This is a genomic window from Burkholderia sp. NFPP32 (assembly GCF_900119325.1).
In the GTDB taxonomy this organism is placed as follows: Bacteria; Pseudomonadota; Gammaproteobacteria; order Burkholderiales; family Burkholderiaceae; genus Burkholderia; species Burkholderia pyrrocinia_C.
Map to the genome: position 1 here is coordinate 161703 of NZ_FPJP01000015.1, position 21978 is coordinate 183680.

Here is a 21978-nt window from a genome sequence, read left to right on the forward strand (position 1 = left end):
CGGCTGGCGCCTCAGTCGAGCGGCACGCGCAGCAACTGTGCGCACGCAGTGGCCGCGGCGACGGCTTCGTCGCGCGTCGGGGCCGTGAAGTTCACGTGCCCCATCTTGCGACCGACGCGCGCGTCTTCCTTGCCGTACAGGTGCAGGTGCGCAGCCGGCATCGCCGCGACCGTGTCCCACGGCGGCGTGACGGCATCGGCCGCCGCACCGTTCGGGAACCACACGTCGCCGAGGATGTTCAGCATCGCGGCCGGCGAATGCTGGCGCGGGTTGCCGAGCGGCATGCGCGTCATCGCGCGCACCTGCTGCTCGAACTGGCTCGTTGCGCACGCATCGACCGTGTAGTGACCGGAGTTGTGCGGGCGCGGCGCCATCTCGTTCGCGACGAACGAGCCGTCTTCCAGCACGAAGAATTCGACGCACAGCACGCCGACGTAGCCGAGCGTATCGGCGATCCGCACGGCCGCCTGCTGCGCCTCTTCGACACGCGCGGCATCGGCGGCCGGCGCGGGCACCACCGTCAGCGCGAGGATGCCGTTGTGGTGCGTGTTCTGCGCGAGCGGGAACGCGGCCGAGCGGCCGTCCGCGCCGCGCGCGATCAGCGCCGACACTTCGTATTTCAGCGGCAGGCGCTTCTCTAGCACGCACGGCACGCCGCCGAGCGCCGCATGCGCGTCGCGCGCTTCCTGCGCGGTGCGCACGCGCACCTGGCCCTTGCCGTCGTAGCCGAGGCGTGCCGTCTTCAGGATGCCCGGCAGCACCGCGTCGAGCGCGGCATCGTCGAGCGCGACGAGCGCCGCCGACGATTCGATCACGACGTGCGGCGCAACGGGTACGCCCGACGCCTCGATGAAGCGCTTCTCCGCGATCCGGTCCTGCGCGACCGCGACGCAGCGGCCGGCCGGCGCGACGAACGTCGTGCGCGCGAGGAAGTCGAGGCTCGCGGCCGGCACGTTCTCGAACTCCGTCGACACCGCGTCGCACAGTTCGGCCAATTCGGCGAGCGCGGCTTCGTCGTCGTAGGCCGCGCGCAGGTGGCGGTCGGCGACCGCGCCGGCAGGGCTCGTCGGATCGGGATCGAGCACGGCGACGCGATAGCCCATCGACTGGGCGGCAAAGCAGAACATGCGGCCGAGCTGGCCACCGCCGACCATGCCCAGCCACGCGCCGGGCAGGATCGGGGAAACGGAATCAGGAGTTGCGGTCATGTCAGTGGTCGGTCGCGGCGGGCGCTGCCCGCCGCAGTGGGAAGAGTCAGGCAGCCGCGACGCGCGGCCGCCGGTGCGCCGTCATTCCAGCGGCGGCAGCACCATCGCGTGCGCGGCTTCGTTCTGGCGCACACGGAACGCGGCGAGCCGGTTCGCGTAATCGGCCGACGTGCCGGACAGGATCGACACCGCGAACAGCGCGGCATTCGCGGCACCGGCCTCGCCGATCGCGAACGTCGCGACGGGCACGCCCTTCGGCATCTGCACGATCGAGTGCAGCGAATCGACACCCTTCAGGTACTTGCTCGCGACCGGCACGCCGAGCACCGGCACCGTGGTTTTCGCGGCCAGCATGCCGGGCAGGTGCGCGGCGCCGCCGGCGCCCGCGATGATCGCGCGCAGCCCGCGCTCGCGCGCCTTCTCCGCATAGTCGAACATCTCGTCGGGCATCCGGTGCGCGGATACGACCTTCGCTTCGTACGGTACGCCGAATTCCTGCAGGATCGCTACCGCGTGCTTCATCACGTCCCAGTCGGAACTCGAACCCATCAGCACGCCGACGAGCGGCGCGCTGTGCGTGTGGGCGGTTTGGACTTCGCTCATTTGTCGTTTCCTTGCTCAGGCGAGCGACTGTCCGGTGATGCGCTCGAGCGCTTCCTGGTACTTCGCGGCCGTCTTTTCGACGACGTCGGCCGGCAGCGCCGGCGCCGGCGCCGTCTTGCCCCACGGCTGCGCCTCGAGCCAGTCGCGCACGAACTGCTTGTCGAACGACGGCGGGTTCGTGCCGACCTGGTACTGGTCGGCCGGCCAGAAGCGCGACGAATCGGCCGTCAGCACTTCGTCCATCAGGTACAGCTTGCCGTGGTTGTCGAGGCCGAATTCGAACTTCGTATCGGCGATGATGATGCCGCGCGTCGCCGCGTAGTCGGCCGCTTCCTTGTACAGGCGGATCGAGATGTCGCGGATCGTCGCGGCCAGCTCGGTGCCGATGCGGCGCTCGGTTTCCTCGAACGTGATGTTCTCGTCGTGCTCGCCCATCTCGGCCTTCGCGGCCGGCGTGAAGATCGGCTCGGGCAGCTTCTGCGCGTTCTGCAGGCCTTCCGGCAGCTGCACGCCGCACACGGCGCCCGACGCCTGGTATTCCTTCCAGCCGCTGCCGGCCAGGTAGCCGCGCACGACCGCTTCGATCATGATCGGCTCGAGGCGCTTGACGACCACGCCGCGGCCCGTCACCTGCTCGACCTCGTCGGCCGCGACGACCGCTTCCGGCGCGTCGCCCGTCAGGTGGTTCGGCACGATGTGCGCGAGCTTGTCGAACCAGAAGTTCGCCATCTGATTCAGCACGCGGCCCTTGTTCGGAATCGGCTCGCCCATCACCACGTCGAATGCCGACAGGCGGTCGGTCGTGACGATCAGGAGCTTGTCGTTGCCGACCGCGTAGTTATCGCGGACCTTGCCGCGACCGAGGAGCGGCAGCGAGCGGAGCGTGGATTCGTAAAGGGTAGACATCGTCTTTTCGCAGATAAGGAGCCAAACAAAAAGGGAAACGCCGTTCCCCGCGGCAGGCGGGAACGGCGGTCTTGCAATACGTCGGCGAACCGGCCGGGCGGTGCCCGGGCGGTTGCCGGCCGGCCCTCGTTCGGCCGGACGGAACGGCTGCCTGGGGCCGGATCACATCCGGCCTGGCTGCCCGCCCCTGCCTTGCAGAAGAATCGGGCGGGGCAATCGTACTACAGTCTCAGCGCACGACCTGCGCGAGCGCGCCGGACTTGTACTGCTCGGCGATCTTGTCGAGCGACACCGGCTTGATCTTCGCGGCCTGGCCTTCGCAGCCGAACGCGAGGTAGCGGTCGACACAAACCTGCTTCGCCGCTTCGCGCGCGGGCTTCAGGTAGTCGCGCGGATCGAACTTGCCCGGGTTCTCGAACAGGTAGCGACGGATCGCGCCGGTGATCGCGAGACGCAGGTCGGTGTCGATGTTGATCTTGCGCACGCCGTGCTTGATGCCTTCCTGGATTTCCTCGACCGGCACGCCGTAGGTTTCCTTCATGTCGCCGCCGAACTGGCGGATTTCTTCCAGCAGCTCCTGCGGCACCGACGACGAACCGTGCATCACGAGGTGCGTGTTCGGGATGCGCGCGTGGATTTCCTTGATGCGCTGGATCGACAGGATGTCGCCCGTCGGCTTCTTCGAGAACTTGTACGCGCCGTGCGACGTGCCGATCGCGATCGCGAGCGCATCGCACTGCGTGAGCTTCACGAAATCGGCCGCCTGCTCCGGATCGGTCAGCAGCTGCTCGCGGGTCATCGTGCCTTCCGCGCCGTGGCCGTCTTCCTTGTCGCCCTTCATCGTCTCGAGCGAGCCGAGCACGCCGAGTTCGGCTTCGACCGTCACGCCGATCGAGTGCGCCATCTCGACGACCTTGCGCGACACGTCGACGTTGTACTCGTACGACGCGACCGTCTTGCCGTCGGCTTCGAGCGAACCGTCCATCATCACGCTCGTGAAGCCGCTGCGGATCGCGCCCATGCAAACCGCCGGCGACTGGCCGTGATCCTGGTGCATCACGACCGGGATGTGCGGATACGACTCGACCGCCGCTTCGATCAGGTGGCGCAGGAACGGCTCGCCCGCGTACTTACGCGCGCCGGCCGATGCCTGCATGATCACGGGCGCGCCGACCTGATCCGCTGCCGCCATGATCGCCTGGACCTGCTCCAGGTTGTTCACGTTGAAGGCCGGCAGGCCGTAACCGTGCTCTGCCGCGTGATCCAGCAATTGACGCATTGATACGAGAGGCATTGTGGAACTCCTTGAATGAAAACCGGTGCGCCCTGACGCCGGCGCGGCACCCGCCCTCGTTCAAACCGGGGCGGCGCGGCGCGGCTGAGCGTCGAATAGCCGCATTTTATCGCGAAGCGCCTCCGATTCCGACCGCCCGGTGGCACCCGCTCGCAATTTGTTACGTTCGCACGGCACAATGCGGGCAAAAAAGAGAAAAAAAGCCGCGCGGGGCTTCGGACCCCGCGCGGCTTTCGCGCGAAAAACGGTGCCGGATCGAATTCGATCGACCCGGGTCGCCGGCAAGGTGCCCGGCGAACGCCCGACTCAATAGTGCTCGCCGACGCGCACGATCTTCAGCGTGTTGGTGCCGCCCGCCTGCCCCATCGGTTCGCCGACGGTCAGCACGACCATGTCGCCATGCTGTATGTAGCCCTGCTTGACGACGAGCTCGAGCGCCGCCTGCAGCGCCGAGTCGCGGTCGCTGTTGAAGTCGACGTGCAGCGGCGTGACGTTGCGGTACAGCGCCATCGTGCGCTCGCTGCCGACGCGCGGCGTCAGCGCGAAGATCGGCACGTGCGTGTAGTGACGCGACATCCACAGCGCGGTCGCGCCCGATTCGGTCAGCGCGATGATCGCCTTCGCGCCCAGGTGGTATGCGGTGAACAGCGCGCCCATCGCGATCGACTGGTCGATCCGCGTGAACGTGCGGTCGAGGAAATCCTTGTCCAGCTCGACGTGTTCCGACTTTTCCGCCTCGACGCACACGGCCGCCATCGTCTCGATCGTGACGACCGGGTACTTGCCGGCGGCCGTCTCGGCCGACAGCATCACCGCGTCGGTGCCGTCGAGCACCGCGTTCGCGACGTCCGACACTTCCGCGCGGGTCGGCACCGGCGCGTAGATCATCGATTCCATCATCTGCGTCGCGGTGATCACGAGCTTGTTCGACTCGCGCGCCATCCGGATCATCCGCTTCTGCAGCGCCGGAACGGCCGCGTTGCCCACTTCCACCGCGAGGTCGCCGCGCGCGACCATGATGCCGTCGGACGCGTCGAGGATGCTCTGCAGCGCCGGAATCGCCTCCGCGCGCTCGATCTTCGCGATCATCTTCGGCTTGATGCCGTACGGCGCGCCCGCGATGTTCGCGAGCTGGCGCGCCATTTCCATGTCGGTCGCGTTCTTCGGGAACGACACCGCCACCAGGTCCGCGCCGAGCGACATCGCGGTGCGGATGTCTTCCATGTCCTTCGCGGTCAGCGCGGGTGCCGACAGCCCGCCGCCCTGGCGGTTGATCCCCTTGTTGTTCGACAGCTCGCCGCCCACCTTGACGATCGTGTGGATCTCGTCGCCGAGCACGCGCTCGACGGTCAGCACGATCAGGCCGTCGTTCAGCAGCAGCAGGTCGCCCGGCTTCAGGTCGCGCGGCAGTTCCTTGTAGTCGAGGCCGACCCGCTCGTCGTTGCCGAGCTCGCAGGCCGCGTCGAGGATGAACGGCTGGCCGGGCGAGAGCGTCGTCTTGCCGTTCTCGAACTTGCCGACGCGGATCTTCGGGCCCTGGAGGTCGGCCATGATCGCAATCTCGCGGCCAACCTTGCGGGCGGCCTCGCGCACCATCTCGGCGCGCTGGCGGTGATCGTCGGCCGTGCCGTGCGAAAAATTGAGCCGCACGACGTCGAGGCCCGCCTGCATCATCTGCAGCAGAATCTCCGGCGAACTGGAAGCCGGGCCGATCGTGGCGACTATCTTGGTGGCGCGCTGCATGAAACTCCTCATCTGGATCAAGGTGGATGCGCTGGGTGAAACGCTGCGAGAGCCGGACACGGCGGGCCCAGCGGCGACCGTTCCGGAGGGCGTGCCGGTGCTTGCGCCCGGCATCGCTTTGTTCTGAATCTCGTGGTGCTGCATGGCCGCGTCGCCAGCGGCCGCCGGTGCGCGCGGGGCGGTGTTCGCCCGCGCGGGCGCGCGTTTGCGCTTGCCCGCGCCGGCCGGCTGCTCCGCTTTCGCGGAGCGCGCGGCCTTCGTCACCCCTGCGCGCGCCGCCACGCTCAGGCCGCCCGCGTTTCGAGCACTTCCACCGCCGGCAGCTTCTTCCCCTCGAGGAACTCGAGGAAGGCGCCGCCGCCCGTCGAGATGTAGCTGACCTGGTCGTGGATGCCGTACTTCGCGATGGCCGCGAGCGTGTCGCCGCCGCCCGCGATCGAGAACGCGGACGATTTGGCGATCGCTTCGGCGAGCGTCTTGGTGCCGTTGCCGAACTGGTCGAACTCGAACACGCCGACCGGGCCGTTCCACACGATCGTGCCGGCCTTCTCGAGCTGGCTCGCGAGCGCCTTGGCCGTATCGGGGCCGATGTCGAGGATCATGTCGTCCGCTTCGATGTCGGCGACCTGCTTCACCGTGGCCGCGGCCGTCGGCGAGAATTCCTTGGCCGTCACGACGTCGGTCGGGATCGGCACCGATGCGCCGCGCTCGCGCGCTTCATCGATGATCGCCTTCGCCTCGTTGACGAGGTCGGCTTCCGCGAGCGACTTGCCGATCGGCAGACCGGCCGCGAGCATGAACGTGTTCGCGATGCCGCCGCCGACGATCAGCTGATCGACCTTGCCGGCCAGCGACTTCAGGATCGTCAGCTTGGTCGATACCTTCGAGCCGGCGACGATCGCCACCAGCGGGCGGGCCGGGTTGCCGAGCGCCTTGCCGAGCGCGTCGAGTTCGGCGGCCAGCAGCGGGCCCGCGCACGCGACCGGCGCGTACTTCGCGATCCCGTGCGTGGTCGCTTCCGCGCGGTGCGCGGTGCCGAACGCGTCGTTCACGTACACGTCGCAGAGCTTCGCCATCTTTTGCGCGAGCTCGTCCGAATTCTTCTTCTCGCCCTTGTTCACGCGGCAGTTCTCGAGCAGCACGACCTGGCCCGGCGCGACGTTCACGCCGTTCTCGACCCAGTTCGACACGAGCGGCACGTCGCGGCCGAGCAGCTCGGCGAGGCGCTTCGCGACCGGCGCGAGCGAGTCTTCCGGCTTGAATTCGCCTTCGGTCGGACGGCCGAGGTGCGACGTGACCATCACGGCCGCGCCGGCGTCGAGCGCGGCCTGGATGGCCGGCACGGACGCGCGCACGCGCGTGTCCTCGGTGATGTTGCCGTGATCGTCCTGCGGGACGTTCAGGTCGGCGCGGATGAACACCCGCTTGCCGGCGAGCTGGCCGGCGGCGATCAGGTCGGTAAGACGCTTGACTTGGCTCATGTTGAACAGATTGAAGTAGTGGATGGGGAAAGGGGGTTCACGCTGGACGTGCGCGGGCTGCCGCGAAAGGGCGCCGGATGCGGCCGTGGCTGGCGGTTCGCATGACGCGCACGGGTAAGAAATCTCGAACGGGCATTCTAGCCGATCCACCCGGCAGACTGACCCGTGCGGCGGCGAATTCCGCCTATTTGGGATCGCGCGCGGCAACGGCTCCATTGCCGCAGCGCAGCAATTCACGCGCGCGAGTGGCCGACGCCCGGCGGGCCGGAACGGCGGGCCATCAGAAAATCACGCGCAGCGCGGTGAATACGAGCATCCCGACGACGATCGTGCCGAGCATGCTGCGCCGCCACAAGAACCAGCCGAGGCCGGCGAGCGCCGCGTAGAACGGATGGTTGGACAGCGCGAACGACAGCCCGGCCGGCGTTTCGAGCACGTCGGGCAGCACGACGGCGACGAGCGCGGCGGCCGGCGCGTAGCGCAGCGCGCGCTGCACGCGTTCGGGCAACACGGTGCGCTCGCCGCCGATCAGGAACAGCGCACGCGTGACGGCCGTGACGATCGTCATCCCGACGATGACGATCCAGATCTCGGTCGCGCTCATTCGACCTCCTTCTCGCGCACGGTTTCGGTGCGGATGCGCCGCCAGTCGGCCCGCTCGACGAAGAAATCGGCCGTGCTGCCGGCCGCGAGCGCGGCGAGCACCGCGAGCGGCAGCGCGAGCCGGTACGGCAGGTCGAACGCGACGAGCGACACGATGCCCGCGACCGCGACGGCCGCGAGCGTCGAGCGGTTCGCGACCGCCGACACCATGATCGGGATCAGCGCGAGCGTGCCGGCCAGTTCCAGCCCCCAGCTCGCGGGAAAGAAGCTCGCCAGCAGGATGCCCGCCAGCGACGACACCTGCCACGATGCCCAGCTCGCGAGCGCCATCCCCCAGAAATACGCTTCCTTGCCCGGCACGTGGCCGTTCGCGAAACCCTGTTTCTGGAACAGCAGGTAGATCACGTCGCCGTTGAAATAGCCGATCGCGAGGCGCCGCCACAGCGGCAGGTAGGAAAAATGGGGAGCAAGCCCGGCGCTGAAGATCACGAAGCGCGTGTTGACCATCGCGGCCGTGAGCAGCACGGTCCAGATCGGCAGCTTCGCGGCGAGGAGCGGCAGTACCGCGAGCTGCGACGAGCCCGCGTAGACGAGCAGCGACATCGCGCTCGCCTGCCCGAGCGTCATCACCGACTTGCTCATCGCGATGCCGGTGACGAGCCCCCAGGACAGGATCGCCATCAGTGTCGGGGAATAGTCGCGCGCGCCCTGGATCAGCGCGAAGCGGTCGGTGGCGGACAATCGAGCGAGCATGGGAAAGCGGGCCGCAGCGGGCGGTTCGTCGGGACGCCGGCGCCTCCTGCCGGCACGACCCGTCGTTATTGGAATCGGTGCCGGACGATTATAGCGCCGGCCCGGCGCCGGCCGACCGGATCGTCGCCAAATGACGCTAAAATAAGCGTCTTTCCGGCTCAACGCTGCATACAACCGCATCCCAGGAGAATCCTATGTCAATGGCCGACCGCGACGGCAAGATCTGGATGGACGGCAAGCTGATCGACTGGCGCGACGCCAAGATCCACGTCCTGACCCATACGCTGCACTACGGCATGGGCGTCTTCGAGGGCGTGCGCGCGTACCAGACGGCCGACGGCAGCACCGCGATCTTCCGCCTGCGCGAGCACACGAAACGTCTGCTGAATTCGGCGAAGATCTTCCAGATGGACGTGCCGTTCGACCGGGAAACGCTCGAAGCCGCGCAACTCGAAGTCGTGCGCGAGAACAAGCTCGAATCGTGCTACCTGCGCCCGATCATCTGGGTCGGCTCGGAAAAGCTCGGCGTGTCGGCGAAGGGCAACACGATCCACGTCGCGATCGCCGCATGGCCGTGGGGCGCGTACCTCGGCGAGGAAGGCCTCGCGAAGGGTATCCGCGTGAAGACGTCGTCGTTCACGCGCCACCATGTGAACGTGTCGATGGTGCGCGCGAAGGCGTCGGGCTGGTACGTGAACTCGATCCTGGCGAACCAGGAAGCGACGGCCGACGGCTACGACGAAGCGCTGCTGCTCGACGTCGACGGCTACGTGTCGGAAGGCTCCGGCGAGAACTTCTTCCTCGTGAACAACGGCAAGCTGTACACGCCCGACCTGTCGTCTTGCCTCGACGGCATCACGCGCGACACGGTCATCACGCTCGCGAAGGATGCCGGCATCGAGGTGATCGAGAAGCGCATCACGCGCGACGAGGTCTACACGGCCGACGAAGCGTTCTTCACCGGTACGGCCGCCGAAGTCACGCCGATCCGCGAGCTCGACAACCGCACGATCGGCAGCGGCGCGCGCGGCCCCGTCACGGAAAAGCTCCAGTCGGCATTTTTCGATATCGTGTCGGGCAAGAACGCGAAGTACGCGCACTGGCTGACGAAGGTCTGAGCGCGCCGCGCCACCGACCGCCCCACAAAAGAGTGATAAGAGAAAGTCCCATGAGTGAAATCAAGGAAATGCCGCTGGTCGAGCTGACGGCCAAGGATCTTCCCGCCTACTGCCCGAACCCGGCCATGGCGCGCTGGAGCGCGCATCCGCGCGTGTTCATCGACGTCTCGCACGGCGAGGCGCGCTGCCCGTACTGCGGCACGCGCTACAAGCTGCGCGACGGCGAGGTCGTCAAGGGCCACTGAGCCCGGGCGGACGGGCCCGCGGGGCCGCCGCTCGCGAGGCGGCGCAGCCGGATGCCCGGCGCGCCGCCCTTCCCCATTCTGGCAACCCGAACGCGGCGCCCGCGCGCCGTGCTTCATTACGACATCGGAAGTCCACCTGATGCGTCGAGCGCTGGTTATCGCACCGAACTGGATCGGTGACGCATTGATGGCGCAGCCGCTCTTTGCGCTGCTGAAGAAGCTCCATCCCCGCATCGCGATCGATGCGGTCGCGCCCTCGTGGGTCGCGCCCGTGCTCGAGCGGATGCCCGAGATCCACGATGTCTACGCGACCGATCTCGCGCACGGCAAGCTGCAGCTGCTGCGCCGCTGGCAGCTCGCGAGCGACCTGCGCGACGTCGGCTACGACGCGGCGTACGTGCTGCCGAATTCGCTGAAGTCCGCGGTGATCCCGTGGCTCGCGAACATCCCGCTGCGGATCGGCTATACGGGCGAGCACCGCTACGGGCTGTTGAACGTGCGGCACGCGAATCCCGACAAGTCGGGCGAGCGACCGCCGATGACGACCCACTACGCGGCGCTCGCGTACGCGCCGGGCGCGAAGCTGCCCGAATCGATGAAGACGCTGCCCGCGCCGCGCCTCGACGCCGACCTGAACGAGACTGCGCGCGTGTCCGCACGTTTCAATCTCGATACGCGCAAGCCGCTCGTCGTGTTCTGCCCGGGCGCCGAATACGGCCCGGCCAAGCGCTGGCCGCCCGAGCACTTCGCGTCGCTCGCGACGATCGTGCACCAGTCGTTCCCGTATACGCAGATCGTCGCGCTCGGCTCGCAGAAGGACGCCGCCGCCGCGCAGGCGATCGCCGACCACGCGCCGAACGTGCGCAACCTGTGCGGGCAAACGTCGCTGTCGGAGGCGTGCGCGCTGATCGCGCGCGCGAACGCGGTCGTCACCAACGATTCGGGGCTGATGCACGTCGCCGCCGCGCTGCGCCGGCCGCTCGTCGCGCTGTACGGATCGACCGATCCGCGCCACACCCCTCCGCTGTCGGACCTGGCGAAGGTACAATGGCTGCATCTCGAATGCAGTCCCTGCTTCGAACGCGAGTGCCCGCTCGGCCACCTGAAGTGCCTGCGCGAACTCGGTCCCGAGCAGGTATTCGGCGATTTGCGCGGCATGCTCGTCGGGCAGCGCTGACCCTGGCCGGCAGCGTCGCACGGCGCGCCGGGCAATCCGATTCACCGGTGTGCGGCGGCCCCATCCGGGCCGCCGTGCTGAATACGGCGCGCGACGCGCGCGAGAGACAACCCCGATGCCACGTTTTGCCCGCCTCTTCGAAGCCGCTGCCGATACGCTGAACGCCTACTACCAGGCCGTCGCCGATGCCAATCTCGACGCGCTGCTGGCGTTGTGGATCGACGAGGATTTCGCCAGCTGCGTGTGGGCGGACGGCGAGCATCTGCACGGCCTCGACCAGATCCGCAGCGGGCTCGCCAACCGGCTCGCGACGCGCCCGGTGACGATCGAACCGCTCGACATCCGCGTCTACGACAGCCTCGGCACGGTGGTCTACACGATCGCCGAAGCGCATCAGCAGGCCGACCTGACGGCCGAACCCGACATGGTTTTCGCCACGTACGTGATGATCCACGAACGCGGCGAGTGGCGCATCGCGCACATCCACGCGAGCCCGATTCCCGAACAAGCGGCCGGGCAGTTCGCCGCGAAGATCCGTCATGGGCAGGGCCCGCTGCACTGACGAAAAGACGAAGCAACGCATACGCGGGGCGATCATGAGTACGGCTTCTCCGCCCACCTCGCCGCTCGCCGGGGCCCCGGCCCCGGACGACGACACACTGCGCTATCGCGCACCGCGCTGGCTGCCGAACAGCCATGCGCAAACCATCGTGCCCGCGCTGTTCGCGCGACGACCAGCCGTCGCCTACCGACGAGAGCGATGGGAAACCCCCGATCACGACTTCATCGATCTCGACTGGGTCGCCCATCTCGACAGTGCGGCGCCGCCGCCCGATGCGCCGCTGTTCGTGCTGTTCCACGGCCTCGAAGGCAGTTCCGGCTCGCACTACGCGCTCGAGATGATGGCCGCCGCGCGCGCGAAGGGCTGGCACGCCGTCGTGCCGCACTTTCGCAGTTGCAGCGGCGAGATCAACCGCCAGCCGCGCTTCTACCATCTCGCCGATAGCGCCGAGGTCGACTGGATCCTGCGCCGGCTCGCCGCGCAGCATCGCGGGCCGCTGGTCGCGGCCGGCGTGTCGCTCGGCGGCAACGTGCTGCTGCACTGGCTCGGCGAGCATCGCAGCGACACGTCGATCCTGCGGGCGGCCGCCGCGATCTCGACGCCGATCGACGTGCATGCGGGCGGCCGCGCGCTGTCGCAGGGGTTCGCGATGATCTATACGCGCAGCTTCCTGAAGACGCTCAAGCGCAAGGCGCTCGCGAAGCTCGACCAGTACCCGGGGCTGTTCGACCGCGACGCGATGCTGCAGGCCGTGACGATGCGCGACTTCGACGAGGCGGTGACCGCGCCGCTGCACGGTTTCGCAAACGCCGACGACTACTGGACGAAGGCGACGACGCGGCCGCTGCTGCCCGCGATCGACGTGCCGACGCTGATCCTCAACGCCCGCAACGACCCGTTCCTGCCCGAATCGGCACTGCCGGGCCCGGCCGACGTATCGCCGGCCGTCGAGCTCGACCAGCCCGAGGCCGGCGGGCACGCGGGATTCATGACCGGGCCGTTCCCCGGCCGTCTCGACTGGCTGTCGGCGCGCGTGTTCGGCTATTGCTCGAAATTCGTCGACCATGGATGACATCGTCAGGCAGGCGCTCGCCAAATGGCCGAACGTGCCGCACTGCACCGGCTGGCTGCTGCTCGACCGGCGCGGCGAATGGCGGCTGCGCGACGACGCGGCGCAGGCGACCGGCGAGCTCGGCTCGCCGATCCGGCATGCGGCGCTGAACGCGTTCATCGGCCGCAACTACGAATGCGACGCGCGGGGTCAGTGGTTCTTCCAGAACGGACCGCAGCGCGTATACGTCGAGCTCGCCTATACGCCATGGGTCGTCCGGCTCGCCGAGCGCGACGGACAGCTCACGCTCACCGACCAGACGGGCGCCGCGTTCGAACCGGACGAAGCATGGCTCGACGACGGGGGCGGCGTGCTGTTTCGCGATGCAGGCGCGCCGCCGCGCATCGCGGCGCTGCACGACCACGATCTCGGGCTGTTCGCCGATCACGCGGATTTCGACGCCGCGCCGCCCGTGCTGCGCTGGCGTGACGGCCGCGCGCTGCCGCTCGGCACCATCGTCTGCGCGGACGTGCCCGCGCGGTTCGGCTACGTCGCGAGTCCGGCGCGACAGGCACGCGACGCGGCCGACAACGGCAACTGACCCGCACCCGCCCTTCCCGCGTTCGCCGCGCGCCGGCTGCTACCCTCGGCCGTTCTTCTCGTCGTCGCGCTCTTCCTTGTAGCGCGCCTCGAATTCCAGCAGCCGCGCGCCGATGATCGACTGCTCGTAGAAAGACACGTCCTTCGCATCGCGCGCTTCCTTCAACTGGCGGATCGCCGACGGCCATGCGCCATCGAGTGCAAGTTTCTCCGCGAGCGCGCGGCGCCGCGCGAGCACGTCGCCCTTGCCGTCGCTCGCCTTCGCGAGGTAGTCCCACCAGTCCGGCTGCTCGGGATCGGCCTGCGCCTGCGCGCGTGCGAGCGCCTGCGCCTCGGCGAAGCGGCGCGCGGCGATCAGCGCCTGCAGGTGCGCGACGATCGCCGCGTGCGACGCCGGCCAGCGCCGCTGCGCGAGCGCCGCGAGCCGCACCGCGTCGTCGGTCCGGCCCGCACGGCGCGCGATGTCGGCGGCCAGCACGTCGAGGCTCGGCGAACCCGTCGCCGGGTCGCCCTCGCGCCGCTCGCGCGCATCGAACGCGCCGCGCGCCGAAGCGAGCGCCTTGTCCGCCGCATCGTACTGGCCGAGCAGCGTGTTCGCGAGCGCGATGCCGTACCAGTTCGCCGCGACGTTCGGCGCCGTGCGATCGTCGATCTCGAGCTGCATCCGGCGCGCCTCGGCCGAGATGTCGGTCGGCGCGCGGTTCTGCAGGACGCGCAGCCGCGCGCGCACGAATCCGTATTCGGCCGACTGGCGCGGCTGCCGGTACGGCGCGCGGCGCGCACGATCCTCCATGTCGGCGATCCGCTCGCCGGTCAGCGGGTGCGTGCGCGCATAGGCCGGCACGCCCGCGTCGCCCATCGACGCGCGTTCGAGCCGCTCGAAGAAACCCGGCATCCCGTACGGGTCGTAGCCCGCGCCCGCGAGCAGCTGGAAGCCGACACGATCGGCCTCGCGCTCGGCCGAACGCGAGAAGCGCAACTGGTTGTCCACCGCATACGCCTGCCCGCCCATTGCGATTGCGCTGCCGAGATCGCCGCTTCTCGCGAGCACGCCGGCCAGCACGCCGAGCAGCATCGTCGCGAGCGCCGTGTAGCCGCTCTTTTCGCTCGCGCCGATCATCCGCGCGATGTGCCGCTGCAGCACGTGGCCCATCTCGTGGCCGACCACCGACGCGAGCTCCGATTCCGTCTGCGTCGTGACCACGAGCCCGCTGTTGATCCCGATGAAGCCGCCCGGCATCGAGAACGCGTTGATCTGCGGATCGCGCACCGGGAACAGGTCGAAGTCCGGCGTGTAGCCGCCGATGTAGCGCGCGGCCGCCGCGGCCGCGAGGCGCGCCGCCATCCCGTTCAGGTAGTCGCGTACTAGCCAGTCGTCGAGATAATCGGGATCGCGCCGCACTTCGCGCATCACGCGCTCGCCGAGCCGGCGCTCGGCACGCGGCGTCAGCGAACCGCCGGAGCCGTCGCCGAGGTCGGGCAGCTCGAGTGCGCGCAACGGCGCGCGCAGGCTCGCGGCCGGCGCCGACGCGCCGCCCGCGCCCGAAAACCGGCTCTCCGCGCCGCCGTACGTGCCGAATACGCCGGTCGCGATGCCGGACGGCACGGTGGAAATCGACGGGGAATCGCCGGCCGCCGCCTCGAGCGGTGGCGCGGACGCGCTCTGCGCATGGCCGCTCGGCGGCAACGCGAGCGCGACCGACAGCGACACGGCGAGCAACTGTTTGACACGCATGGCAGGATGAAAACGACGCCGTCCCGCGCGCCGGGCGCGCATCGCGGCGTTTGGTCTGAATATTCGGGTCATTGTACCGGCGCATGCGCGACTGTCTCGTGCCGCGCATGCGTCATCTGCGCCCCCGGCGACGCGAACGCCACTGCTATGATAAGCGCCCGTTGAGACGGAGCATGACATGTCAGGACTCACCCATTTCGATGCCGCCGGCCATGCGCACATGGTCGACGTCGGCGGCAAGCAGGAAACCCGACGCATCGCGATCGCGCGCGGCACGATCCGGATGCTGCCAGCCACGTTCGCGCTGATCCGCGACGGCAAGGCGAAAAAAGGCGACGTGCTCGGCGTCGCGCGCATCGCGGCCATCCAGGGCGCGAAGCGCACGGCCGACCTCATTCCGCTGTGCCACCCGCTCGCGCTGACGCGCGTGACCGTCGACTTCGAACTCGACGATGCGCTGCCGGGCGTCCACTGCGGCGTGCAGGTCGAGACGTTCGGCCGGACCGGCGTCGAGATGGAAGCGCTGACCGCCGTGCAGGTCGGACTGCTGACCGTCTACGACATGTGCAAGGCGGTCGATCGCGGGATGGTGATCACCGACGTGAGCGTGCGGGAAAAGCGCGGCGGGAAGTCGGGGGACTGGAAGGCGGAAGACGCGGCGGGTTGAAGCCAGGGCGCCGCCGCCCGCCTGCAAATTCGAGATAGAACCGGTTTTCTCATACAATTACCGGATTCCGCACGAGAGAGCGTGCGAACCCGCAAAAAAAAAGCGAGCACTGGTGATGAATTCGCAAGCGTTAAGAAGCGCCTTGCTGACCGGACCGGTTCAGCACGAGCGGCTTGTCAAACTGGATACGCCGCTCGGCCCCGACGTCCTGCTGCCGCATCGCGTCAAGGGACGATCACGGCTCGGGCGCCATTTCGAGTTCACCGTCGATACCGTCTCGGTGTCCGACAGCCTCGAACTCAAGAAACTGATCGCGCAGCCGGTGACGCTTTGGGTCCAGCAGGCCGACCGGTCGTACGCGCCTCACCACGGCTACGTGCATGCCGCCCGCCGGCTCGGATCGGACAGCGGCGTCACGCACTATCAGATCGTGTTCGCGTCGTTCCTGCACTTCCTGAAGTTCCGTCGCGATCAGCGCATCTGGCAGGACCGGTCCGCGGACGACATCATCGCCGACGTGCTGAACCAGCACCCGCAGGCCAAGGGGCGCTTCACTTTCAAGCTCTACCAGCCGCTGCCGTCCCGCTCGTTCTGCATGCAATACGAAGACGACTGGAATTTCGTGCATCGCCTGATGGAATCGGAAGGCCTGTACGGCTTCTGGGAACAGGACAAGGACGGCAAGTCGCATCGGCTCGTCATCGTCGACCGCATCGACGCATTGCCCGCGCTGTCGCCGCGAACCGTGCGCTTTCATCACGCAGGCACGGGCGACGAAGCCGACACGCTCGTCCAGTTCTCCGGTACGCGTACGCTGCGAAGCGTCGAGCGCACCACGCGCACGTTCGACTACAAGCAGCCGCCCACCGCGTCGAATCCGAAAGCGACCCATACGCCGACGATCGCGAACCAGGGCGACCTGCCGCAGCAGCTCGAAGTCTACGAATACACGGGCGCCTACACGTATCCCGAGCAGTCTCGCGGCGACCATCTGTCGAAGATCTGGATGGAGGAGCAGGAGTCTCATGCGAAGCGCTTTCACGGCGTCGGCGGCGTGCGCCGCATGGACGCGGGACGCACGTTCGAGTTCGCGGATCACCCCGAACACGACAAGGACGATGCCGGCCAGCGCGAATTCGCCGTGATCGAGACCGCATGGATCATCGTCAACAACCTGCCCGTCGGCGACGGGCAGGCCGCCTTCCCGCACAGCCTGCAGGCCGAGATCGGCAGCATCGTGCAGGCCGGTGGCGCCGACTCGTCGCGCGTTCGCCATCCTGACGGCAGCGAGGGCTTTTTCCGGATCAGCATCGAAGCGCAGCGCACGACCGTGCCGTTCCGCAGCCCGCTCGAACACGCGAAACCGCCGATGCACCTGCAATCGGCGATCGTCGTCGCACCGCAAGGCGAGGAAGTCCATACCGACGAACTCAACCGGGTCAAGGTCCGCTTCCATTGGGACCGCCTCAACGACGGCGACGAGAAAGCATCGTGCTGGCTGCGTGCCGCGACGTCGGATTCGGGCAACGGCTACGGCGCCGTCCACCCGCACCGCAGCGGCGAGGAGGTGCTGGTCGATTTCCTCGGCGGCGACTGCGATCGCCCGATCATCGTCGGCAAGCTGTACAACGGCGCGACGAGCCCGCAGTGGCACACCAACGGGATCCTGTCCGGATACCGGTCCAAGGAATACGCAGGCGCCGGCTACAACCAGCTGGTGCTCGACGACGCGACCTCGCAGAACCGCGTGCACCTGTACAGCAGCCAGACCAACGCACACCTGCATCTCGGCTACCTGATCGACCACACGGGCAACAACCGCGGCAGCTATCTCGGCAGCGGCTTCGACCTGCGGTCCGACGCATACGGCGCCGTGCGCGCGAACCGCGGCCTGTACGTCACGACGCATCCGAAACGGCCGGCAAGCCAACCGCTCGACGTCGAGGAGACGCAACAGCAACTCGTTCGCGCGGAAGGCCTGATGGAGGCGATGTCGGATGTCAGCGCACAACATCAAGGCGAGTCGCTCGACCCCGGCCACGCGGCGCTGAAGCAGTTCACCGACGCGACGCAAAACAGCGTGCGCGGCAGTGCATCGGGCGGCCGAACCGCCGGCGGCGGAACCGGCAGCGCCAATGCGTTCAAGGAGCCGGTGATGCTGTTCGGCAGCCCGGCCGGCATCGGGATGTCCACGCAGCAGTCCACGCAGCTTGCCGCGGACCGTCACATCAACCTCGTCAGCGGGCAAAGCACGCACGTCGCCGCCGGAAAGTCGCTGATCGCGAGCGTCCTCGACCGGATCAGCCTGTTCGCGCAGAACGCGGGGATGAAACTGTTCGCCGGCAAGGGCAAGGTCGAAGTCCAGGCGCACGCGGACAACATCGAGCTGACCGCGCAGAAGGCGCTGAAGCTGATGGCCGTCACCGAGTCGATCGAAGGCGCCGCGGCAAAGGAAATCCTGCTGACGTCCGGCGGCGCCTACATCCGCATCGCGGACGGCAACATCGAAGTGCACGCGCCCGGCAAGATCGACATCAAGGGTGCGCAGCATGCGTTCAGCGGTCCCACGCACCTGTCGCAAACCATGCCGACGCTGCCGAACTCGACCGGCAACTACGATCAGGCGTTCATCGCGCACTGGGCCGGCACCGACATCCCGGTCGCAAACACGCGGTACCAGATGTTCTCGAACGGCAAGCTGCTCTCGGAAGGCGTCACCAACGCGGCGGGAGAGACGGGGCTTACACAGAGCCATGTACCGCATGACGTCGTCGTCAAGTTTCTAGGGAAATCGAATGGCTGACGGACAACAGGAAAAGGTGCTCGGCACCGGCTCGGGGATGCTGACGCCGACGGGGTACAAGGATCGGCCGAAGGTGGAGATCAATATCTGCGACAAGCATGTAACGCCGGCCGCCGATTCTGTAATCGGCACGTGCACGTTCTACTACCAACCACTTCACGGCGAGTATTGGGAGACGGTCGAGAAGGTCAGCATGTCGAGCGCATGGGCGACCGTCAAGAAATTCGCCACGTCATGGGATCCTTGGAAAGACAAGAAAGTCGTGCATGAACTGCTGCATCGCCGGGAGAATCTGATCAAACCGGAAAGCACCGATTCCGACTGGTCACGCCATGGCAATTTCATGATGCGTCATATCGGATGCGGACATAAACCTCCCGATTACTATGTCAGCTACGGCTATTACTATTGCTCGGATTATGGCGCAAACCTCTACCCGCACCTCACCGAAAGAGGGCAAGCCTGGCTTCGGAATGCCAGGTGGTGGCTGCAAAAGTACATCGAGTTGGGACTCCAGCAGAACATGAAACGCGGGAAAATCTCGCTGGTGGGTTTGAAGCAGGAATACGGCGACTGCCAAATGACGGTGCCACAGTTCGAACTGGAAGTGGAAAACAACGGCGAAACGTTCAAAACGTTCGCCTTCAAGACACACCCGCTGGCTTATTTGAATGGTGGATTAGCCAACCTTCCCGTTCGGGATCTCGTGAAAATCGGTATGCGGCCGAACCTTCAAGAATGGGGAGACGGACGGACGCGCGACCAGGCGGTGGACGCAGGAGTCCCCGTTGCCAAACAGAAAATACGCGATTGGGCCGCGTATGTGATGGAAAACGGAGCCGATCCGGACGAGCAAGCCGGCCGCGCGCTGGGAAGACTGCTGACTAAATGACATGGCAAAGCACAAGCGCTGGAAATGGGTCGCCGGAGGCCTCGTTGCCCTGGCCATTGCAACATATGGATACGTAAATATGACGACGGGCTGGGAGACTATTTCGACAAGCTTCATGCGGGATGACACCCCGTATGGCGGCGGCAACTTCCGCATCAACGGAAATGAGGTAATGAGCGTGAAGCTCGCCCACCCCGAAGTCACGTTCAAACCTGCATCCGAATTGAAGGATCCGCAGCGGGCCGAGCCGACGGAAGCGTGGATGAACGATACAAGCGAATTGCTAAACCGGATGACAGTCAACTTCTATCGGGGAACCATAGACGGTGGCATGCGCCGACATTTTCAGCAACCTGGTCAGGATTCGACATGGTGGTACTCGAAGGATTGGAGTACCCAGTTCATCAGTACGTTGTGGATCGACTACAAGGCTCCGAACGGCCCAGACGGTTTCGCGCCACAAGTCACCAAATTATGGAAGTCGGTTGACGGTGGCCAAACGTGGTCGCAAGTTAAGTGGCCCGAGAACCAGGACATCGGCCGCTTGCTGTTTCTCGATCCGCAGCGCGGCTACGCCGTCGGCGGCGGACCGCACGTATGGCGCACCTCGGATGGCGGAAATACGTGGCAAGCAATCGAAGTACCCGTCCCTGCACACGATGTAGGCAAACCGCGCAAGGACTTCAGTGCAGTCAACCTTGGGCCGGACGGCGTCTTGCGCGTCGTCTATTACGTCGGTCGAACCGCTCAATCGCCGGCAGTGAGCATCGTCGATCGGCTCGACTGGGAACAGCGGACCTTTGTGCATGACACCACGCTGCCGAATCAAGTTGTCCTCGCCATAGACGCCACACCGGTGTCTGCCGAGCGTTACTCGCTGTATACGGTATCCCTTCTGGATAGCCCCCAGGATGCCGAGAGCACGCATGGCAACAACCGCCGCACCGGAGCAATTTCAACTTGGGCGAATGGACATCCTGAGTCCGTACAGCAACTGCACACGTTCGACGGAAAGCTCCGGCTTGAAGATCTGAATGTCGGCCGTGACGGTGTCCTGCTCGTCCATGCGACCGACCCGAATACGGAGAACGGCGGCGGTGCACCGATCAATCTGACATTCAGCAGCACCGATGCAGGCAAAACCTGGAAGCAGGCGGTCAACAATCCCGATCAAGGTGGATATTTCGATCCGCAGACCAATACGCTCTACTCCCTATTTGCATACACGCTGAAGAAGCGAACGTTCTGACCGTCAACTCGGCCCTCAACCTCCTGACAGGCAGGGCGTCGCAAAGTACTCCACTACGAATAGGGCCATCTTCATGAACAAAGGGCTGACGTTCGCGACGCTCGTGCTATGTACCATCCCGTCCGTCACGTTCGCCGGCACCTGCCCCGCCGCCGACACCGCCGCACGCGCGGCAATCGACGCGCAGCACCGCGTGCAGCAGGTCCGCAATCCGCAAGGCGACGGTGGCGGCAACGTCGATGTTTCACCACCGCTGCGCGACGCGCTTCGCGCATACAAGCAGGCGCTCGTCGGCGCGATCGACGCGCGGCTCGCGTGCAGCGACGAACACGTCGAACCGGCTGCACTGAAACGCACGCTCGCGGCCGCGCTCGGCGTGCCGGCCCAGTCGGCCCAGTCGGCAGCACCGAAAAACGGCGAATCGGCGTTCGGCCGCAATCCGGACGTCGACGTCGAACGCGGCGGCGCGCCCCGCCCGCTTCTGTTCGTGCGCGCCGGCTTCGACATCGCATGCGGCGACGACAACCTGCTCACCGCGTACGCATGGGAAAACGGCGGCTGGCGGCGCGTGCTGCGCTGGCAGGCCGACGATTACAAGGACATCGGCGGTGCCTACGGCGGCGGCTTCTGGTTTTCGGCGCTGCCCGGCGGGCAGGTCGCGGTCGTCCACGGCACGCCGTGGTGCTCGTCTCGCTGGAGCCGGTTCGGCGCGGACGTGGTCGCACCGGCAAACGGCTCGACCGCGCAACGCACGCTGTTCCATACCGAACACGGCTACGTGATCGACGACGACGCGATCCGGTTCAAGGTGCGCCCTGACGGCTTCGAGCTGCGCACGACGGTCGGCTCGCTCGACAGCGAAGTCATGACTCGGCCGGGCATCTTCCGCTACCGCGTCGACGGCGACACCGTGCAACGCGTGCAGCCCGCGGCGCTCAACGGCCGCGATTTCGTCGACGAATGGCTGAAGGTGGACGATGCGCTTGCGCGCGAATGGAGCGAGCCCGCCGCCGCAGCGGCCGCGCTGAAAGCCCGGCAGGCGTTCAACGCGGCAAGCAAGGCGCCCGATACCGGCTTCGCGTACGGCCCCGTGCGCGGCTGCTCGGACAGCAAGGAGCGCTTTCAGGTCGAACTGGATCTGACGGGCAAGCGCGGGGAAACGGTCGCGCGGCGCTATGCGCTGATTCGCCAGGAGCGCAACGGATTCACGATGCTCGGGCTGCGCAATTCGGCCGAACCGGCCTGCCGCGGCGCGAACCTGATGCCGCAGCACTGAACATCGGGCGCG

The 21978-nt window shown here is 67.1% G+C and carries 21 protein-coding genes; 12 read left to right on the forward strand and 9 right to left on the reverse strand.

Annotation, left to right across the window (positions count from 1 at the left end; translation table 11 throughout):
- Positions 1–11: 11 nt before the first annotated feature.
- The 5 genes from BT264_RS25520 to pyk form a co-directional block, all read right to left on the reverse strand.
- Positions 12–1208, reverse strand: a complete 1197-nt coding sequence (locus tag BT264_RS25520) for a 5-(carboxyamino)imidazole ribonucleotide synthase (RefSeq protein WP_072442755.1) — start codon at positions 1206–1208, stop codon at positions 12–14.
- An 81-nt stretch (positions 1209–1289) separates the two neighbouring features.
- Positions 1290–1811, reverse strand: coding sequence for a 5-(carboxyamino)imidazole ribonucleotide mutase (purE, locus tag BT264_RS25525; protein ID WP_006763511.1), 522 nt, complete (start codon positions 1809–1811; stop codon positions 1290–1292).
- A gap of 15 nt (positions 1812–1826) precedes the next feature.
- Positions 1827–2717, reverse strand: a complete 891-nt coding sequence (locus tag BT264_RS25530) for a phosphoribosylaminoimidazolesuccinocarboxamide synthase (protein ID WP_034178915.1) — start codon at positions 2715–2717, stop codon at positions 1827–1829.
- A gap of 229 nt (positions 2718–2946) precedes the next feature.
- A complete protein-coding gene (gene fba, locus BT264_RS25535; RefSeq protein WP_034178916.1) occupies positions 2947–4011 on the reverse strand; it encodes a class II fructose-bisphosphate aldolase in 1065 nt (354 codons plus the stop codon).
- A 306-nt stretch (positions 4012–4317) separates the two neighbouring features.
- On the reverse strand, positions 4318–5754 hold the full coding sequence (gene pyk, locus BT264_RS25540) for a pyruvate kinase (protein WP_072442753.1): 1437 nt from the start codon (positions 5752–5754) through the stop codon (positions 4318–4320).
- On the opposite strand from pyk, the gene BT264_RS40150 reads away from it, so the two are divergent.
- Complete coding sequence (locus BT264_RS40150) at positions 5753–5881, forward strand: hypothetical protein (RefSeq protein WP_256260710.1); 129 nt, start codon at positions 5753–5755, stop codon at positions 5879–5881. The genes pyk and BT264_RS40150 overlap by 2 nt on opposite strands.
- A 157-nt stretch (positions 5882–6038) precedes the next feature.
- On the opposite strand, the gene BT264_RS25545 is transcribed toward BT264_RS40150, so the two are convergent.
- From BT264_RS25545 to BT264_RS25560, 3 genes are all read right to left on the reverse strand, one after another.
- Positions 6039–7235: a phosphoglycerate kinase gene (locus BT264_RS25545; protein ID WP_072442751.1), complete on the reverse strand. Its 1197-nt coding sequence runs from the start codon at positions 7233–7235 to the stop codon at positions 6039–6041.
- A gap of 280 nt (positions 7236–7515) precedes the next feature.
- Positions 7516–7839, reverse strand: coding sequence for an AzlD domain-containing protein (locus BT264_RS25555; RefSeq protein WP_072442750.1), 324 nt, complete (start codon positions 7837–7839; stop codon positions 7516–7518).
- Positions 7836–8591, reverse strand: a complete 756-nt coding sequence (locus tag BT264_RS25560; RefSeq protein WP_072442748.1) for an AzlC family ABC transporter permease — start codon at positions 8589–8591, stop codon at positions 7836–7838. Before BT264_RS25560 ends, BT264_RS25555 begins: the two co-directional genes overlap by 4 nt.
- A 194-nt stretch (positions 8592–8785) precedes the next feature.
- Between BT264_RS25560 and BT264_RS25565 the strand changes: the two genes are divergently transcribed.
- The 6 genes from BT264_RS25565 to BT264_RS25590 all read left to right on the forward strand — a co-directional run bounded on the left by BT264_RS25565 (position 8786) and on the right by BT264_RS25590 (position 13345).
- Positions 8786–9709 (forward strand): branched-chain amino acid transaminase, encoded by a 924-nt coding sequence (locus BT264_RS25565; protein WP_072442746.1) that lies wholly within the window; start codon positions 8786–8788, stop codon positions 9707–9709.
- Positions 9710–9759: 50 nt separating this feature from the next.
- Entirely contained in the window at positions 9760–9954 is a 195-nt protein-coding gene (locus tag BT264_RS25570) for a zinc-finger domain-containing protein (RefSeq protein ID WP_006749970.1), read from the forward strand.
- A gap of 139 nt (positions 9955–10093) precedes the next feature.
- On the forward strand, positions 10094–11131 hold the full coding sequence (gene waaF / locus BT264_RS25575) for a lipopolysaccharide heptosyltransferase II (RefSeq protein WP_072442744.1): 1038 nt from the start codon (positions 10094–10096) through the stop codon (positions 11129–11131).
- Between the two features lie 115 nt (positions 11132–11246).
- Positions 11247–11693, forward strand: a complete 447-nt coding sequence (locus BT264_RS25580) for a nuclear transport factor 2 family protein (protein ID WP_034178922.1) — start codon at positions 11247–11249, stop codon at positions 11691–11693.
- Between the two features lie 34 nt (positions 11694–11727).
- Complete coding sequence (locus tag BT264_RS25585) at positions 11728–12765, forward strand: hydrolase (protein ID WP_072442897.1); 1038 nt, start codon at positions 11728–11730, stop codon at positions 12763–12765.
- Positions 12758–13345 (forward strand): DUF2946 family protein, encoded by a 588-nt coding sequence (locus tag BT264_RS25590; protein ID WP_072442742.1) that lies wholly within the window; start codon positions 12758–12760, stop codon positions 13343–13345. The genes BT264_RS25585 and BT264_RS25590 overlap by 8 nt, the downstream gene beginning before the upstream one ends.
- Positions 13346–13384: 39 nt before the next feature.
- On the opposite strand, the gene BT264_RS25595 is transcribed toward BT264_RS25590, so the two are convergent.
- Positions 13385–15079: a M48 family metalloprotease gene (locus BT264_RS25595; protein WP_072442740.1), complete on the reverse strand. Its 1695-nt coding sequence runs from the start codon at positions 15077–15079 to the stop codon at positions 13385–13387.
- Positions 15080–15257: 178 nt separating this feature from the next.
- On the opposite strand from BT264_RS25595, the gene moaC reads away from it, so the two are divergent.
- From moaC to BT264_RS25620, 5 genes are all read left to right on the forward strand, one after another.
- Positions 15258–15746, forward strand: coding sequence for a cyclic pyranopterin monophosphate synthase MoaC (gene moaC / locus BT264_RS25600; protein ID WP_072442738.1), 489 nt, complete (start codon positions 15258–15260; stop codon positions 15744–15746).
- A gap of 115 nt (positions 15747–15861) precedes the next feature.
- Positions 15862–18549 (forward strand): type VI secretion system Vgr family protein, encoded by a 2688-nt coding sequence (locus BT264_RS25605; protein WP_072442737.1) that lies wholly within the window; start codon positions 15862–15864, stop codon positions 18547–18549.
- Entirely contained in the window at positions 18542–19441 is a 900-nt protein-coding gene (locus tag BT264_RS25610; protein WP_072442735.1) for a hypothetical protein, read from the forward strand. Before BT264_RS25605 ends, BT264_RS25610 begins: the two co-directional genes overlap by 8 nt.
- 79 nt (positions 19442–19520) lie before the next feature.
- Positions 19521–20690 carry a WD40/YVTN/BNR-like repeat-containing protein gene (locus BT264_RS25615; RefSeq protein ID WP_072442733.1) on the forward strand — a complete coding sequence of 390 codons (1170 nt, stop codon included), beginning with the start codon at positions 19521–19523 and terminating at the stop codon, positions 20688–20690.
- 73 nt (positions 20691–20763) lie between these two features.
- Complete coding sequence (locus tag BT264_RS25620; protein WP_072442731.1) at positions 20764–21966, forward strand: hypothetical protein; 1203 nt, start codon at positions 20764–20766, stop codon at positions 21964–21966.
- Positions 21967–21978: the final 12 nt, after the last annotated feature.